At 73.0% G+C, this 16,513-nt stretch carries 11 protein-coding genes; 6 read left to right on the top strand and 5 right to left on the bottom strand.

Features of this window, described 5'->3' with window-relative positions:
• Window positions 1-38 precede the first annotated feature (38 nt).
• The 6 genes from OG866_RS02705 to OG866_RS02680 all read left to right on the top strand — a co-directional run bounded on the left by OG866_RS02705 (window position 39) and on the right by OG866_RS02680 (window position 7,492).
• Window positions 39-1,505 (top strand): C40 family peptidase, encoded by a 1,467-nt coding sequence (locus tag OG866_RS02705; protein WP_329331719.1) that lies wholly within the window; start codon window positions 39-41, stop codon window positions 1,503-1,505.
• Window positions 1,506-1,727: 222 nt separating this feature from the next.
• Window positions 1,728-3,686, top strand: coding sequence for a hypothetical protein (locus OG866_RS02700; protein ID WP_329331718.1), 1,959 nt, complete (start codon window positions 1,728-1,730; stop codon window positions 3,684-3,686).
• Between the two features lie 74 nt (window positions 3,687-3,760).
• Window positions 3,761-4,597 carry an endonuclease/exonuclease/phosphatase family protein gene (locus OG866_RS02695; protein WP_329331717.1) on the top strand — a complete coding sequence of 279 codons (837 nt, stop codon included), beginning with the start codon at window positions 3,761-3,763 and terminating at the stop codon, window positions 4,595-4,597.
• A gap of 69 nt (window positions 4,598-4,666) precedes the next feature.
• The gene (locus OG866_RS02690) at window positions 4,667-5,107 is read left to right on the top strand and encodes an ester cyclase (RefSeq protein WP_329331716.1); all 441 of its coding nucleotides are present in this window, start codon (window positions 4,667-4,669) and stop codon (window positions 5,105-5,107) included.
• Entirely contained in the window at window positions 5,104-5,658 is a 555-nt protein-coding gene (locus tag OG866_RS02685) for a TetR/AcrR family transcriptional regulator (RefSeq protein WP_329331715.1), read from the top strand. The genes OG866_RS02690 and OG866_RS02685 overlap by 4 nt, the downstream gene beginning before the upstream one ends.
• Before the next feature lie 112 nt (window positions 5,659-5,770).
• Complete coding sequence (locus OG866_RS02680) at window positions 5,771-7,492, top strand: hypothetical protein (protein ID WP_443063491.1); 1,722 nt, start codon at window positions 5,771-5,773, stop codon at window positions 7,490-7,492.
• A gap of 69 nt (window positions 7,493-7,561) precedes the next feature.
• Here OG866_RS02680 and OG866_RS02675 read toward each other — a convergent pair whose 3' ends face one another.
• From OG866_RS02675 to OG866_RS02655, 5 genes are all read right to left on the bottom strand, one after another.
• The gene (locus OG866_RS02675) at window positions 7,562-8,203 is read right to left on the bottom strand and encodes a cutinase family protein (protein WP_329331713.1); all 642 of its coding nucleotides are present in this window, start codon (window positions 8,201-8,203) and stop codon (window positions 7,562-7,564) included.
• Window positions 8,204-8,340: 137 nt separating this feature from the next.
• Window positions 8,341-9,561 carry a helix-turn-helix domain-containing protein gene (locus tag OG866_RS02670; protein WP_329331711.1) on the bottom strand — a complete coding sequence of 407 codons (1,221 nt, stop codon included), beginning with the start codon at window positions 9,559-9,561 and terminating at the stop codon, window positions 8,341-8,343.
• Between the two features lie 122 nt (window positions 9,562-9,683).
• A complete protein-coding gene (locus OG866_RS02665; RefSeq protein ID WP_329331709.1) occupies window positions 9,684-10,628 on the bottom strand; it encodes an alpha/beta hydrolase in 945 nt (314 codons plus the stop codon).
• A gap of 21 nt (window positions 10,629-10,649) precedes the next feature.
• On the bottom strand, window positions 10,650-14,642 hold the full coding sequence (locus tag OG866_RS02660; protein ID WP_329331707.1) for a type I polyketide synthase: 3,993 nt from the start codon (window positions 14,640-14,642) through the stop codon (window positions 10,650-10,652).
• Window positions 14,639-16,462: a fatty acyl-AMP ligase gene (locus OG866_RS02655; RefSeq protein ID WP_329331705.1), complete on the bottom strand. Its 1,824-nt coding sequence runs from the start codon at window positions 16,460-16,462 to the stop codon at window positions 14,639-14,641. The genes OG866_RS02660 and OG866_RS02655 overlap by 4 nt, the downstream gene beginning before the upstream one ends.
• Window positions 16,463-16,513 lie beyond the last annotated feature (51 nt).

Below are 16,513 nucleotides of genomic sequence, written 5' to 3'. Positions count from 1 at the left end.
GACGTCTCGTGCGCTCTCGTACGGAAGGAGCCCGTCTCATGTCGCCGGAACCCCTGCGCTCGCAGTCCTCAGGTGTCCCGTCAGCAGGTGAGGGAGAGGCGCCGAGCCGTGACGAGGTCCGCCGGCGGATCAACAGCCTCTACGACCGGGCCGAGAGCGACACGGGCACCTTCAACGCGACCCGCGCGCTGGCGATTCCGCGCCAGCGAGGCGGGGGCGGCCGTGGCTCCCAGGACAGTGTGGAGCCCGCGCTCTCGGACCTGACCCGACAGTGGTTCGACGCGGCCCGGGCCAAGTTGGGCCCGACCGTCGCGGCGCCGCGGACCGCAGGGCGCGGGCCGTCGACCCGGCCGGCCCCCGCGGCCCGCGCACCCCGGCCCGCCCGCCCCGCGGAACGTCCGGCGGAACCCCTCGCCCTTGAGGCGCCCAGGGCACCCAAGGCGACGGTTCCGGAGCTTCCCGCCGCGCCGGTAAGGGAGTTGACGGCCGGTCCGGCGCCTGCCGCCGAGCCCCGGCCGGACGCGGGGACGTGGGGCACGGGCCCGCAGCCGGTCCTTGACGGTGGTGCGACGTGGGGCACGGGTTCGCAGCCGGTCCTTGACGGTGGTGCGACGCGGTGGCCGCTGCCCGAGCCCGCCATGGCGCACGTCCCGGAGCCCACCGCCGTGTTGCCGACCGTTCAGGACTCCGTCCTCGGTTCCTACGAGGTGAGTCCCCCCGCGAACGACGGCGCGCTGTTCGGCACCGGACCGGCAACGGCGGGGATCGCCCCGTATCTCAGGGGCGGGGCGGCCGACCCGGCCCCTTCGTACACCGCCGAGTGGCCGATCGACGCGACGCCGGCGACCTATGAGGCCGCACTGCCGATGCCCCCTGAACTGACGCCGTTCGAACTGATGCCGTCCGAACTGACGCCCTCTGTACCGACGGCCTATGAGTCGGCAGCCGTTGCGGCAACGGCCGCTATGCCCGCAGCCTTCGCGTCGGCGCCCTCTGTGCCGACGTTCACGGCGCCGCCCGCCTATCCGACCTCTGAGGTCGCGACCCCCGCCCCGGCCGTGAGCTTCGCTCCCACGCCCCTCGAACCCCCCGTCACCCCCGCCGCGTTCGATCGCCCCGCACCACCGCCGGCGGACGTCGCCCGCAGCACCAAGGCCGAGCGGGTGATCGACTTCGCCCGGGCGCAGATCGGCCGGCCCTGTGTCTGGGGAGCGGCAGGGCCGGGATCCTTCGACGCCCCCGGTCTCTCCCAGGCCGCCTGGAAGGTGGCCGGGGTGACGCTCCCGCGGACCGTCCAGGCGCAGGCCGGAGCGGGGATGCCGGTCACCCTCGCGGACGTACAGCCGGGGGACCTGGTCTTCTTCCACGACGACCTCAGCCATGTGGGCATCTGGACCGGGAACGGCATGATGATCCACGCCCCGGGGCCGGGGACGCCCGTCCGTGAGGAGTCGGTGTTCTTCGCCGGCCAGACCGCGATCAGGGGAGCCGTCCGCCCCGCCTGAGACCTCGCCGCCGAGCGGTGTCCCTGAATCCCTCATGAACCGAAGCTGAACATTTTGTGATCTCCGGGTGCACAACCATGCAGGGCTTCCCCGGGTCGAACTGGCGACCAACGGTGTTACCGCACCGTGCTCAGTTCCGTGGGGGGAACCTTGTCCATGATGGTCCGTCAGTTGTGTGGTGCGCTGCGCGTGCGCGGGGCCACTGACCTTTGTCTTGTCCTGTTGCTGGCAGCCGGTTTCGTGGCGCTGCCGGTCTTCGCGCTGCTGCCGTGGCTGGGGGGCTTCGCGGTGGCGTCGATGGTGAGTTACGCCGCCGACGAGGTGTTGCACGTCCGGGCGCCGGGGTTCGTGCGCCGGCTGGCGACGCTTCAGCTGGACCGCACCCTGCGGTTCGCCGTCCGTACGGTGATGCTGCTGGCGCTGGCCGAACGGATGGGCGCGTCGGACGCGCTGCTGGTATCCGCGCTCGCCGTGTTCAGCGTCCACTTCGCGCTGGTGATGCTGTACACCGCGCTGCATCACGCGGTCCGGCGCCGGCGGGTGCTGCCGTTGGTGGTGCGCAACCTGGACATGAGCGGGTTGCCGCTTCCGCAGCAGCCGCCGGCCGTCCTGTTCCGGCGCTTCCTGCGCAAGCTGCTGCACCTCGACCTCCCGGCGCACGTCGGCTTTCTGGTGGCGCTGGCCACGGGAACCCGCCAGTGGGCGTACGCCGGCTTCGCGCTCACCCTCGGCATCACCGCGGTGGCGGTGCTGGCGCTGGCGGGGCAGTACCTGCGGGCGCGGCACATGCCGGTGCGGGAGGACGTGTTCGCCGAGGTCAATCGTCAACTCGCGGCGTACGGGCCCGAGGTGGCGCTCTACTTCAGCTTCGCCGCCGTGTCCCGTGACTTCATGTACCAGGTGAACATGTGGATCGAGACGCTGGAGCGGCTCGACCGGCGCCCGCTGATCATCCTGCGCGAGCGGGCCTCGTTCCGTTACCTCGGCCGCACCCGACTGCCCGTCCTGTGCGTCCCCAAGGCCGACGATCTGGCCGAACTGGACCTGTCCGGCGTCCGCGTCGTCCTCTATCCCGGCAACGCCGGCAAGAACGTCCACATGTTGCGCATCGCGGAGGCCAAGCACGTCTTCATCGGGCACGGCGACAGCGACAAGCTGGCCAGCAGCAACCGGGTCAGCAAGGTGTACGACGAGATCTGGGTGGCCGGCCGGGCCGGGCGCGACCGGTACCGGCGGGTGCGGCACGCCATCAGCGACGCGGCGATCGTCGAGGTGGGCCGTCCGCAGCTGGCGCCGATCCAGTTCCACGCCGACCGCGTGCCCGGCCGTCGTCCGGTGGTCATGTACGCCCCCACCTGGGAGGGGTGGAGCGACGACGACTGCCACACGTCTCTCATCCCGATGGGCGTCCGACTGGTCGAGAAGCTGCTGGCCGAGGACGTTCGGGTCATCTACAAGCCGCATCCGCTCACCGGCAAGCGCTCGGCCGAGGCGGCTGAGGCCGACCGCGCCATCCGCGAGCTGCTGCACGCCGACAACGAACTCCGCCGGGCCGCTCCGGCGCTGGCCGACCTCGCCGCCGTCCGCCCGCGGCTGACGCAACTCCGGACCAGGCTCGACGAGTTGGCCGGACGCCAGCGCGGCGACGACGCCCAGCGGACCCGTGAGGCGCGCCTGCCCGAGCATGACGACGCGGCCGAGTGGCACACCCTGCACGCCGAGTGGCACCGCCTGTTCTGGGAGAGCCACGGCGAACTCCGCCACCACGTGATCCTTGAGCAACTGCCCACGCTGTACGAGTGCTTCAACCAGGCGGACATGCTCGTCAGCGATGTCTCCTCCGTGGTCGCCGACTTCGTCGCCAGCCTCAAGCCCTACGTCCTCACCAACGCCCACGACCTGCCCGACGAGGAGTTCCGGGCCGCCTACACCACCGCGGGCGGCGCCTATCTCCTCGACCGGGACTGCACCCGGCTCCCGGACATCCTCCGCTCGGTGCGCGAGCCGCTGAACGACCCGATGGCGCCGGAGCGCCGCACCCTCAAGGAGTACGTCCTGGGCCCGGACCACCCCACCTCCATGGAGCGCTTCAACACGGCCGTCAACGCCCTGGCGGACAAGGGCGCGGCGGAGCTCGCGGAAGACCGGAGACTCCTGGAGCCGACCGACCTCGTCGGCTGAGCGGATCGGCGACAGGTTGCCGACAGGTCCTTCGCATAGCCTCGTACGTGCGTAACCAGCTCGGGGAGGCATAGGTGTTCGGACGGGGCGCGCGGTGGTGTGCGGGAGCGGTGATCGCGGTCGGCGTGCTGCTCCTCGGCTCCAGCGCGCCGAGAGGCGCGGTCATCGGCAGACCGCTGCCGGTCGGCGCGGCCACGGACGTGGTGCCCAACCGGGTCATGACGTGGAACATGTGCAACCCGTGCAAGCAGGCCAACGTCGACCGGGCGGCGGAGATCGCCACGTACGCGCCCCAGGTCATCGGGTTGCAGGAAGCGTGCGCGAGTGATGTGGCGAGGATCCGGGACTATCTCCAGGGTCTGTACGGGCTGACGTACCACGTCGAGTACGGGACGGTGCTACAGAAGTGGGGCCGTTGCGGGGGAGTGCCATGGAACCCCGGGGGTTACGGCCAGGCGATCCTCTCGGCGGCGCCGATGACCGACCCGGTCCTCGTGGAGTATCCCGACGGCGGTTCCGAGGACCGCGGGTACATGGCGGTCACCACCACGGTGGACGGCCGGCAGGTCCGGGTCTTCAACACGCACTTCGCCCAGCGGCGCCAGGAGTCGGTCCGCGCCGAGCAGGCCGACGTGCTCGCCAAGGCCGTGGCCCGGTACGACCGCGCGATCGTGGTCGGCGACTTCAACGCCACGCCGGAGACCCCCGAACTCGCCCCGCTCTGGGCCCTGGCCGAGGACACCGACCCCCAGTGCCGCCCCACGGCCTCCGGCGCCTGCGACACGACGACCGACTGGCACAGCAAGTTCGACTATGTCTTCCTGCGCGATGTCACCTCCCTCCGGCACGAGGTCCACCCCACCGCGTACTCGGACCACGACCTGCTGCAAGCGGACCTCGACCTGACCTGAGGCATCGAGCCGCCGACAGGCGCCGCCAAGTCCTTGTCGCGTCTTCTTACTAACTTGTAAGTTAGAAGCATGACGACGAACGTGATCGACCCGGCGGCCTCCGACACCGACGCCGTGGAGGAGTTCTGCGCCCGATGGGAGCAGGCGTGGAACACGCATGACGGTGACGCCGTGGCGGCGATGTGCGCGCAGGACCTCGTCTACGACGAACCGGCGCTGGGGAGGACGGTGTACGGGCCGGACTCCATCCGGGGTTTCGTGGCGGGGATGGCCCAGTCGTTCCCGGACTACTCGTTCACGCGCACGGGGTTGTACGGGGAAGTGACCCGGCGTGCGGTGCTGGTCGCGTGGCGGTTCTCGGGTACGCACGCGGGTACCGGGCGGCGTGTCGAGTTCCACGGCGACGACCGCCTGGAGCTGGGGGAGGACGGGCTGATCACGGCCTATCGGTGCCTGTACGACAACAGCTTCGTGGTGAAGCAGATCAAGGGCGAGGCGGCCGGAGCGTGACGGGGTCCGTCGCACCCCGCAAGCCTGCCGCCCAGCGGCGCGCGGAGATCCTCGAAGCGGCGGACGCCGAGTTCGCCGCGAACGGGCTCGCGGGGGCGCGTCTGGAGGCCATCGCCGCGCGCGTGGGGGTCTCGCACCCGCGTGTCGTGCAGATGTTCGGCTCCAAGCGGAACCTGTTCCTGGAAGTCGTCCACGCGGCGTTCGACAGGATCGAGGCGACCTTCGAGAACGCCGAACCGACGCTCGTCGCCCTCGGTGACGCCTACGGCCGTCTGCTCCGGAGCCAACGCACCGTCGGCATGGTCGTGATGCAGGGCTACGCCGCCGGGGCCGACGAGGCCGTACGCGAGGCGGTGGGGCGCCGCCACCTCCAACTCCAGCACCTGGTCGCCCGGTTGTCGGGCGCGGACATGCTCCAGGTACGCACCTTCTTTGCGACCGGCCTGGTGCTGACGGTCACCCTGCTGCTCGAACTCCCCGACGTACGCGCCGACATGACCTGGAGCGCCTGGATCCTCGGCCTGGCGGCCCCGTCCGCCGAGGAGTCCTAGGCGTCGGCCCACCCGGGGTGCCCTGTGCCGTGGTGACAAGCGGGTGACGTAAAACTGAGTTCCCGTCAGCACCTCCTGAGGCCGGCCTGTCCGAGTCCCTAGCGTCCGTGGCATGGACATGGACAGCAGAAGGAGTGGAGCGTGGCGCAACGCCGTGCTCGCTGTGTTGTTGGCCGCCGGGACGCTGACCGCGGCGGCACCCGGTGCCCATGCGGACGGGGCGCGGACCGAGACCCCGGTGGTGTCGACGTCCCCGGTCGCCGGGGTGCAGGAGACGGTCGTGCGGGTGAAGGTGCCGTTGCCGGAGTCGGCGGGGCCGCGGCCGGTCGCGTGCGACTGGCTGTCGTATCTGCGGTACCGCGCCGCCGACGGGCCGGCCGCGGCGGCCGACGCCGACCGGATCCTGGTCGCCCAGCCGGGCATCCTGGAGGGGGCGGGGGCGTTCGACAGTGTCGCCCGGAACGTGGTGACGGCCGCCGCCGCCCGCGGCCGGCACATCGAGTTCTGGGCCCTGGACCGGCGTTCCAACTGTCTGGAGGACCGCACCGGCATCGCCTCCGGCGACCAGCACACGGCGGTCGACTACTACTACCGGGGTGCGGCCGTCGAAGGTCGTACCTTCGACGGGTACGCCGACAACGGGCAGCTGGGGTGGATGGCGCGGCTCGGCATCGAGCAGACCGTCCGGGACGAGTACGACCTGCTCGCCGCCGAACTGCCCGACCAGAGCGTGCGCGAACGCAAGGTGCTGTGCGGCGGGCACTCGCTCGGCGGCGTCGTCACCGGCTACTTCGCCACCGCCGACTTCGACGGGAACCCGGCCACCACGGCCGACGCCGGACACCGCCAGTGCGCGGGCTACTTCGCCCTCGACACCACCGTCTCCACCTCGCTGGCCGACCTCAGCGGCAGCATTCCCGACGACACCGACCTCCCCGATGCGGGCCTCGGCTACGGCGTCGTACAGGCCGGCCTCGACAGCGGCGTGCTGCCCCGTGCCCTGTCCGCCCCGGTGCTGCTCAACCCCGAGACCATGACCCTCCTCGCCATCGCGGGCCTCGGCGCCCTGAACGCCCCCGGAGCCGAGGCGGACCTGCCCCGCTACCTCCCCGCCAACCTCAACATCGAGGCCACCAACCGCTTCCTGTTCTCCAAGGACACCCCCACCTTCCTCACCGGCTCACCCGGCGTGAAGGACTTCCGGCTCACCAACGCGGCCGTGCTCGGCGCCCTGCTCGACGACAACTCCGTGCCTCTGGCGTTCCTCCAGAGCAGCGTCGGATTCTTCGACGGAGGACCGGTCGCCGACAAGAACTTCCCTGTAGCCAACGGGAGTTCGCAGCAGCCCGGGCTGTTCGGCATCGACTACAAGGCGATCCCGGACCGCCCGCACGGGCCGCTGTACACATGGCGGAATTACGACCGTGTCGGCGCCGCCGACGACCCCGGGTACCGGTCGGCCGACGGCACCCCGTTCACCGCCGCCGGCAAGGAGGTCACCGATCTCCGCGAACTGGCCCGCAGCCTGGCCGAGCAGCCGCTCGACTTCACCGAGCAGTACTTCCCCACCAAGCTCGTCACCGACCTCGAACTCGCCGGCTCCCCGCAGGTGAAGAAGCTCGTCGTGCATCCCGAAGGGCTCTCCGCCCACCCCACCCTCACCGTCCTCGCGGGCGACGGACTGCTCGCGGGTCGCGTTCCGGACGACCTGCACCCGGTCATCGCCCCCGGCTATCAGCACCTCGACGTACTGACCGCCGCGCCCGTACAGAACGACGGGCGCCCAGAGGTCGTCTCCAGCGGGCTCGCCCGGTTCGCCGACACCCTGAACTGACCGCCCGAGAACCAGACGTGGGGCCCGGGAGGAGTAACACCTCCCGGGCCCCTTCTCGCTCCGTCAGGCTCAGACCCTGCCCGCCGCGAACGAGGCCGCCGCGTCGGCGTTCGCCGTGTAGCCCAGATGCGCCCCGACGTCGTTCCCGCCGTTCTCGCAGACGGGGTCGCCCGTGGCGCAGAAGTCGATCGTGCGGCTCTGGTAGACGCCGGTGACGCTCTTGCCGAGGGCCCGGATCGGATTGCCGAACAGCAGCACGGCGGCGACCTTCGGCTCGACCGCGTTCGGCAGGGTGGCGACGATGGGACTGCCGACCACCGCGCCCTCGCTGCTGATGCCGATGGAGTTGTCGACGACGTTCGCGCCCTGCGAATAGCCGACGAGGACGAAACGCTGGTTCGGACAGGAGGCGGCCTGTTGCCTGACGTGATTCACCAGATCCGCGTTGCCCTGTGCGGCAGACGTCAGGGAGAGGTCCGCCGGATAGTTCACCTTGTAGCTGGAGAGGGTCTTTCCGGTGATTTTCTTTTGCAGCGCGGAATACACGGGGTCGCCGACGATGAGGCCGAGCGTGCCCGGCTCGAACGTGCCGCGGGCCGCGACGACGTCGATGTCCGTGCAGGCCGCGGCCGAGGCCGCGGGTGCGGTGAGGGTGATGACGCCGGCTCCGCCGAGCAGCGAGAGCGCGGCCAGGCATACACGGATACGCATGGAATCCTCCGCGATGGGGGGCGCGGGATGCGCCTGCGAAAGGGGACTTCCTCAACGTATTCGTGATGCCTGAAAGGGTGTTATGGACGCGATTATGGAAGCGGTGCGATTTTTTATTGCGGGATGAGTGCCGGAAATCAGTTCGGTCGCGGTTGCGTGGATTCCGCGCGCAGCGCCAGGATCATCTCCAGGCGGGCGTCCGGATCGTGCAGGGCGTCGCCGAACAGCTTCTCCAGCTGGCGCAGACGGTAGCGGACCGTCTGCGGATGGACGTGCAGTCGGCCGGCGACGTCCGGGACGTTGCTGCCGCTGAGCAGCCAGGCCAGCAGCGTCTCGCTGAGCCGTGCGCGCTGCCCCGCCGACACCGTCTCGAGCGGGGCGAGGGCGCGGGCCCCCAACTGGCCGAGCAGCGGCTCGTCGGCGTGGAGCAGCAGCGTCGACAGATGGTCGGCGCAGCGCACCACGTCCTGCCGGGGGAGGATGCCGCGCCCCATCAGCCCGAGAGCCCGGGTGGCCCAGCGCAGCGACTGCGCCGCCTCGCCGAGCGGCACCGTCGGACCGATCGCGGCCGGACGCCCGCGTAACGCGAGGGTGAAGCTGCGGCCCGCCCATCTACCGGAGCCGTCGGGATCGGGCACCAGCATGCGGGGCGGCCGGGACTCCATGTCCACCAGCGCCCCCGACGAGGCCAGCGGCCGGTCCTCCTCGCGCCGGTCGGGGGCGCCGGCGAGCACCACGACGGCGACGTGCCGGGGCACCGTCCACCGCGCGCCGTGCGCCAGCTTCTGCACCGCCTCCGGCGCCACCGGGCCCTCACCCAGCAGCAGTTCGAGCAGCCGCCGGCGGCGCCGCTCCAGCTCGTCGGTGCTGCGCAGCTGGCCTTCCGAGTAGCCCGCCGCCGCGGCCTCGGCGACCTCGTGCACCGTCTGGAACGCCAGTTCGCCCAGCGCGGCCACGACGGTCGAGTCCAGCCCGAGTGTCTCCGCGGTGCGGCCCATGCAGCGCCAGGCGTGCATGCCGCCCACGCGCAGGGCGGACTGGAGCACGTCCAGGCTGCGGCCCTCCCGGGCCACACCGCGCCCCAGGGCGTAGTACGTCGCGGCGATCGACTCCCCGTCGTCGCGCGGGTCGGCGATGTGGTCCACGAACAGGGTGAGCGCCTGCACCACCCCGGCCCTCAGGTTTCTGCCGTACGGCCCGTCGGGCGGCTGGGCGTACTCGGGGACCTGGCGGCGGACCTCCTCCTCCACCTGGTCGGCGACGGCGGTGAGTTGGGCGCGCAGCAGCCCGGCCAGCTCGGCCGGCACCTGGGTTGCCCCCGTGCCGTTCGTCAGGTCGCGCGGGGTGGGGAACGCCATCGCGGACACTCCTTTCGCCCGGAGTCGGCCGGCCCGCGCGGTGTTGCCCGTGGGGCGAGTGGGACGTCCTGGGTTGGACGGGCGTCCCCTCCGTTCCGTTCCGTGCCCCCATGGCACCGACATCACTCCGGCACGCCCAGGGCACGGGCGAGCATCGGCCACGACGCGGTGAACTCCCCTTTCCAGTAGGCCCAGCTGTGCCCTCCTCCCGAGTAGAAGTGGCTCGCCACCGGGATGGCGAGCCGCGCCAGCACGTCGGCGAAGGTGTGCGCGGACGGCCACAGGGCGCTCTCCAGCACGCCAGGCAGCGGATCGCCGCCGCCCCCGAGGAGACCGCTGCCCTGGGAGACGTACAGAGAGGTGCCGCGCAGTCCGTCCGCTCGGGCACGGGGATTGAAGTCCCGCCAGATGAGCAGGCTGAGGATCGGATTGCCCCACAGGGAGGCGGCTGGGAGGTTCTCCCGGGCCACGATCGCGTCCACGATGGCGGGCACCCCGGGCGCGGTGGTGTCCAGGACACCGCTGTAGGAGGCCGCGGCGGCGAACGCGCCCGGATGCCGGGCCGCGTGCGCCATCGCCCCGTACCCGCCGGTCGACACCCCGGCCACTGCCCGCACACCGGAGGCCCGGTAGTCCCGGGCGAGCAGCGCGGGGACCTCCGTCACCTGGAAGGTCTCGTAGTCGGAGCCGTCGCGCCAGACACTGGGAATGCCGGTCGGCCCCGCGTCCGGCATCGCCACGATCAGCTCGCGGCCCTCGGTGAACGCCTCGATGTCCGTCTCCCGCGTCCAGGACGTGTAGTCGTCGTGGGCGCCGTGCAGGAGATACAGGACCGGATACGTCCGCGTCGGCTGGGTGCCGAAACCCGACGGCAGGATCAGCCGCACCGGCGCGCTGCGCCGCAGGGCGGCGGAGGGCACGGACACGTCGAACGTACGCGGCCCCACCTGGGTCGCGGCCCGGGCGCGGCCGGTGCCGGTCGCGGTGCCGAACAGAACGGCCAGACCGGCGGCGGTCGCCGCCTTGGCGACGGTGCGCCGGGACACTCTGGTGATGCGGTCGGGCATGGCGGCTCCTCGGGTTCCGGTTCAGCGAGCGGGGGCGCGCTCGGCGAGCGCCCGGTCCAGATGAGTGGCGATCTCGTCGACGCACGGCGGGTCGAGCAGCGCCAGATGATGACCGTGCACGGGTACGACCTCCAGCCCCGGGCACACCTCGTCCCAGCCCAGCGTCTCGTCGTCGCGTTCGTAGGCCGGGTCCCGCACCGTGTGCGGCGCCGGTTCGGTGGCCCGGTAGAGCAGCACCGGGCCGTCGTACCGACCGGGCCGGTGCGCCTCACCGATCCTCAGGTCCAGATAGGAGGACCGTTGGTGCGCCAACGCGGCGGGCGGCACGTCGACGGCCTCCCGTACGGTTTGGAGCACGGCGTCGATACGGTCCCTGTCGTCGTCCATCGCCACCAGGTCGTCGTACGGCAACTCCAGGCGCACACCGTAGGTTTCGGCGACATGCCCCGCGAACCCCTCGAAGTGGGCGCGGATCCGGTCGCCCGGCGTCAGCCCGGGCCGGGGGAGGGGGCGTACGGAGTCGATGAGCACCACGAGCGGTATGTCCCGTCCGGCGGCGGCCAGTTGCCGGGCGGTCTCCTGGGCGACGAAGCCGCCGAAGGACCAACCTCCCAGCAGTACGGGGCCGTTCGGGCGGGCGGCGTCGATCGCCTCGGCGTACCGGCGTGCCTTCTCCGCCACCGTACGGGCCTCGTCGATCCGGTCGAGGCCGAACACCGGCTGCTCGGCGTCGAGGGCTTCGGCGAGCGCCTTGTACACGGTGGTCGGACCGCCCGCCGCGTGCACGAGGAACAGCGGCGGCCGGGAGCCGGTGGCGCGCAAGGGACGCGGGGTCGCGCCACCGGCCGATCGGGGGAGCGCCTGCTCGACGCGGACGGCCGCCTCGGCGACCGTGGCGGCACCGAGCAGGTCGCGCAGGGACAGCTCGACACCGAACTCGCGCTCGACGGCGGTACGGACACGCACCGCCATGAGGGAGTCCAGACCGAGATCGGCGAGCGCGGCGGTGGGGGTGACCCGGGCCGGGGAATGGCCGGACACGGCGGCGATGTGATGGCTCAGTCGGGCCAGGACGGGCGAGTGCTCCCCTGTGTCCGGGGCGGCACCGTGGTCGACCACGGTGGGTCGCTGGGCCGCCGCCCCCGCCCTCCCGTCCGTCCACCAGTGCCGTGCGTGCCGCCAGCGCGGCCCGGGCAGGTCGACGACCCGGCCGGCCGACAGCGGCAGCGGTTGGCCCGCCGCGTACAGGGCGCCCAACTGCCCGGCGAACGCGGCCGATCCGTCGGCGTCACGGCGCACGGTGGCCAGCGCGAGCGCGCCGGGCACGGTGTCGGTGACCGCGCCCGTGAGCACCGGGTGCGGCGAGATCTCGACGAACGCGGTGTGCCCGTCGGCCGCCGCCGCGTCGAGGGCCCGGTCCAGGCGAACCGGGCGGCGGAGGTTCGCGGCCCAGTGCGCGGCGTCGAACGTGCTGACGCCGCGCGGGTCGTCGAGGACGGTGGAGTACACCGGGACCCGCGCCCGGCGCCCCCGCACCCCGGCCAGCGCCTCGGTCAGCGCCGGCAGCAGCGGGTCGACCTGCGGGGAGTGCCCGGCGCCCACCACCCGCATCGCCCGCGCGGCCCGGCCCTCCTGGCGCAGCCGGCCCACCAGCCGCTCGACCGCCGCCTCCGCCCCCGTCACCACCTTCTGCCGCGGCGAGGAGTGGACGGCGACCGCCACGCCCGGGAAGTCCCGCTCCAGCTGGTCGAGTTCGGAGTCGTCGAGGTCCACGACGGCCATCGCGCCACCCCGCAGCCCGTTCAGCAGCCGGGCGCGCACGGCGATGACACGGGCCCCGTCGCTCACGTCGAGGGCGCCGGCGCACACACCGGCCGCCACCTCGCCCATGGAGTGGCCGATCACGGCCGCGGGTTCGACGCCGTACGACCGCCACAGCTCGGCGAGTGCCAACTGCGTGCCGAACAGCAGGGGTTGGGCCGTCTCCAGTCGGTCCAGGCCGGTGCCGGACGCGAGGTGGTCGTACAGGGACAGGCCACCGCACTCCTCGGCGAGCTGCGGGTCGAGTTTTTCCACGGCGGCGGCGAACGCGGGTTCCTCGGCGAGCAGTCGGCATCCCATGCCGGACCACTGGGTGCCGTAACCGGAGAAGACCCAGACCGTGCCGGAGCCCACCAGGTCACGGTCGCCGGTCATGACCCGCTCGTGCGGCCGACCGTCCGCCAACTCGTCCAGGGCGGTGGTGAGTTCGTCGCGGTCGCGGGCCACGATCGCCGCCCGGACCGGACCGCGGCCGGTGCGGCCCGCGAGTGTGCGCGCCACGTCGGCGGGGTGCGCCGCGCGCCCCTCGGGTGTCCGCAGCCAGGCGGCGAGCCGGCCCGCGGTGTCGCGGACGCGCTCGGGGTCGGCGTCGGAGAGGAGGTGCAGACGGGCGGCGGGAGCGTCGTCGTCCGGGGCGGGAGGCGGGCCGAGGGGGCGCCATTCCTCCAGCACCACATGGGCGTTGGTGCCGCCGAACCCGAATCCGGAGACCCCGGCGGTGGCCGTGCCGCCGTAGCGGGGCCACGGCTCGGGCTCGCTCACCAGGCGCAGCCGGGTGCCGCGCAGGGCGTCGCCGTCTTCGCCGTGCAGGGAGGGCGGGATGAGGTCGTGGTGCAGGGCGAGAACGGTCTTCACCAGTCCGGCGACCCCCGCGGCGGCCTCCAGATGGCCCAGGTTGCCCTTGACCGAGCCCAGCAGCAGCGGCTGGTCGGGGTCGCGGCCGGGACCGAGGACCGCGTCGAGCGCGCCCGCCTCGATCGGGTCGCCGAGCGGGGTGCCGGTGCCGTGCGCCTCGACGTGGTCCACGTGCGCCGGGGTGAGCCCGGCGCGGGCGTAGGCCGTCTCCAACAGGGCCCGCTGGGCTGCCGGGTTGGGGGCCATGAGGCCGTTGGACCGGCCGTCGGAGTTGACGGCCGTCGTACGGATCACCGCCAGCACCCGGTCGCCGTCCCGCTCGGCGTGCGAGAGCCGTTTCAGCACCACGGCCGCGCAGCCCTCGCCGCGCCCGATGCCGTCGGCCACCGCGGAGAACGGCTTGCACCGCCCGTCCGGTGCGAGGGCGCCCGCCCGCCGGAAGGCGACCGTGATGGACGGCGACAGCAGCAGATTGACGCCCGCGGCGATCGCCGTGTCGCTCTCGCCCGCCCGCAGACTGACGCAGGCGTGGTGGACCGCGACCAGCGAGGACGAACAGGCGGTGTCCACGGCCAGGCACGGCCCCCGCGTGTCCAGGACGTACGCCAGCCGGCCCGCGGTCACGCTCAGCGCCGCACCGGCCGGCGCCCATGGATCCACCGTGTCGGGATCGGCGCCGGTCAACTGCCCGTACTCCGGCGCGGACACCCCGACGAAGACACCCGTGGCCGTGCCCGCCAGGGACGCGGCCGGGACGGCGGCGTGATCGAGGGCCTCGTGGACGACCTCCAGCAGGATCCGCTGCTGGGGGTCCATCACCGCCGCCTCGCGCGGAGTGATGCGGAAGAAGTCCGCGTCGAACCCGGCGATGTCGTCGAGATAACCGCCGTAGGGATGCGCGTCGGCGGGCGGGAAGGCGGTGAAGTCCCGCCAGCGGTCCTCGGGCACGCGCCGGATCGCGTCCACGCCCTCGCACAGCAGCCGCCAGTAGTCACCCGGCCCGTGCACCCCGCCCGGCAGCCGGCAGCCGACGCCGACGACCGCGACGGGCTCGCCCGGCGCACCCGGCGCCATGACCAGCGGCGCGGGCCCAGGGGCTGTACCGCACAACCGTGCCACCAGCGCCTGCACGGTCGGCGCCTCCCACAGCAGGGTCGGCGGCAGTTCGCAGCCCGTGACGCGGGACAGCTCCGCGGTCAGGGCGATCGCGTCCCGTGACGACATGCCCAGCTCCGCGAGCTGCCGGTCCATCGGCACGTCCGCCACGGCCGTACCGAGCCAGGACGCCACCCGCTCGGCGATGAGCTGCCGCACCGCCGCCGCGTCGAAGGCCCTCATCCGGCGGCCTCGGAGACGGGGCCGGCGGAGGGCGGGGGAGCCGGTGTGCCGTCTGCCTGCGCGTCGCCGGCTCGCTGATACGCCCCTTCCAGATACCGAGCCCGCGTCAGCGCCCGCGACACCTTGCCGCTGGACGTGCGGGCGACGGCGCCCGGCGGCACGAGCACGATGTCGGCGAGCCGCAGCCCGTGCCGCCCGGACACCGCGCCACGCACGGCCCGCACCACACCCGGCACGTCCAACTCGGCCAGGGACACGGTCCGTACGTGCTCGGCGACCACCACCACCCGCTCAGCCGCGGCACCCGGCACGGCGAACACGGCGAGCCGGTCGCGCCGTACCGCCGGATGCGCGTCCTGGGCCGTGGCCTCCAGGTCCTGCGGATAGTGATTGCGCCCGTCGACGATGACGAGGTCCTTGAGCCGCCCGGTGACGATCAACTGCCCGTCCAGCACCGCGCCCAGGTCCCCGGTGCGCAGCCACCGCCCGCCCGGCGCGTCCGGGCCGCCACCGAACTCCGCCCCGAAGACCCGCTCGCTCTCCTCCCCCCGACCCCAGTAGCCGCGCCCGACGTTGGGTCCCTGCACCCAGATCTCCCCGACCTCCCCCTCGGCCAGGACGGCACGGCCGACGGGGTCGGCGATCCGCACCCGCTGCCCCGCCGGGGTGCCGCAGCCGGCCAGCAGCACGGCCCTGGGGTCGTCGGGCCGCGCGGGCAGGGCCTTCCCGGCGGCGAGGGCGTCCCGGTCCAGGGCGAACCGGCCGAGCGGCTCACCCGGCCGGGCGGCACTGACGAAGACGGTGGCCTCGGCCAGCCCGTACGAGGGACAGTGCGCCGTGGCGGGCAGGCCCCGGTCGGCGAAGGCGGCGTGGAAGCGGTCGGCCGTGCCGGGGCGGACCGGCTCGCTGCCGTTGATCAGCGCGGCGACCCCGTCGAGACGCAGGTCGGCCTTCTGCGCGTCGGTGACGGCGCCGGCGCAGTAGTCGTACGCGAAGTTGGGTGCCGCGCTGAGGGCCCGCGGATGCGTGCCGAGCAGCCGCAGCCACCGTACGGGCTCGTTGAGGAAGGCGGCCGGGTCCATCAGCACCGACAGCGCACCGCGCACCACGGGTGCGGCGACGCTCAGCACCAGCCCCATGTCGTGGTAGAGCGGCAGCCAGCCCACACAGGTCACCGGGTGGGCATCGGCACCGTAGGCGCTCAGCGCCTGCCGGGCGTTGGCGACGACGTTGCCATGAGTGATCTCCACCCCGGCCGGAGCCCGCGTCGAACCGGAGGTGTACTGGAGATAGGCGATCGCCTCGGCATCCGGTGCGGCCGGCTGCCGGTCGCCGTCCGCGGCGTCGTCCGGCACCTCGTCGGCGCAGACGATCCGCATCGGGTCCGGCGCGGTCCGTGCGCAGAGCTCCGCCACCTCCTGCCGCACCCGACTCGTGGTCACGACGGCCGAGCAACGCGCGTCGGCCAGCACTCCCGAGAGCCGGTCCGCGTGCCCGGGCAGGCCGGGCGGATACAGCGGTACGGCGATCAGCCCGGCTGTGAGCGCCGCCAGGAACCCGGTGACGTACTCGATGCCCTGCGGACACAACAGCGCGACCCGCGCCCCCGGTTCGGCCCTCTCGGCGAGCCGGGCGGCGAGCGCGCGCACCCGCAGGTCCAGCCGCCGCCAGGTCAGGGTCCGGTGGACACCGCGGGAGTGCGGCGCCGGGTACTCGACGAAGGTGAGCGCCCGCCGGTCGGGCGTGGTCGCGGCCCAGTGCCGCACGTACTCGGGCAGGGTCGGGCACGTGGGGGAGAGCGGGGGGTGGCGGCTGTCCATGGGGGCGTGGCTCCTGAAGTCGCGGGGCGGGCGTGGAGGGTGGGGGATGCG

Origin of the sequence: Streptomyces sp. NBC_00663 (assembly GCF_036226885.1) — a bacterium.
Classification (GTDB): Bacteria; Actinomycetota; Actinomycetes; order Streptomycetales; family Streptomycetaceae; genus Streptomyces.
The sequence above is the reverse complement of the archived record's forward strand: the minus strand, read 5'-3'. Positions and strand labels throughout refer to the sequence as shown.

Bases quoted from the DNA above. Each gene is read 5' to 3' on its own strand.
- OG866_RS02705 (WP_329331719.1), top strand. From the start codon at position 39: ATGTCGCCGGAACCCCTGCGCTCGCAGTCCTCAGGTGTCCCGTCAGCA.
- OG866_RS02690 (WP_329331716.1), top strand. From the start codon at position 4,667: ATGACGACGAACGTGATCGACCCGGCGGCCTCCGACACCGACGCCGTG.
- OG866_RS02680 (WP_443063491.1), top strand. From the start codon at position 5,771: ATGGACATGGACAGCAGAAGGAGTGGAGCGTGGCGCAACGCCGTGCTC.
- OG866_RS02675 (WP_329331713.1), bottom strand. From the start codon at position 8,203: ATGCGTATCCGTGTATGCCTGGCCGCGCTCTCGCTGCTCGGCGGAGCC.
- OG866_RS02670 (WP_329331711.1), bottom strand. From the start codon at position 9,561: ATGGCGTTCCCCACCCCGCGCGACCTGACGAACGGCACGGGGGCAACC.
- OG866_RS02665 (WP_329331709.1), bottom strand. From the start codon at position 10,628: ATGCCCGACCGCATCACCAGAGTGTCCCGGCGCACCGTCGCCAAGGCG.
- OG866_RS02660 (WP_329331707.1), bottom strand. From the start codon at position 14,642: ATGAGGGCCTTCGACGCGGCGGCGGTGCGGCAGCTCATCGCCGAGCGG.
- OG866_RS02655 (WP_329331705.1), bottom strand. From the start codon at position 16,462: ATGGACAGCCGCCACCCCCCGCTCTCCCCCACGTGCCCGACCCTGCCC.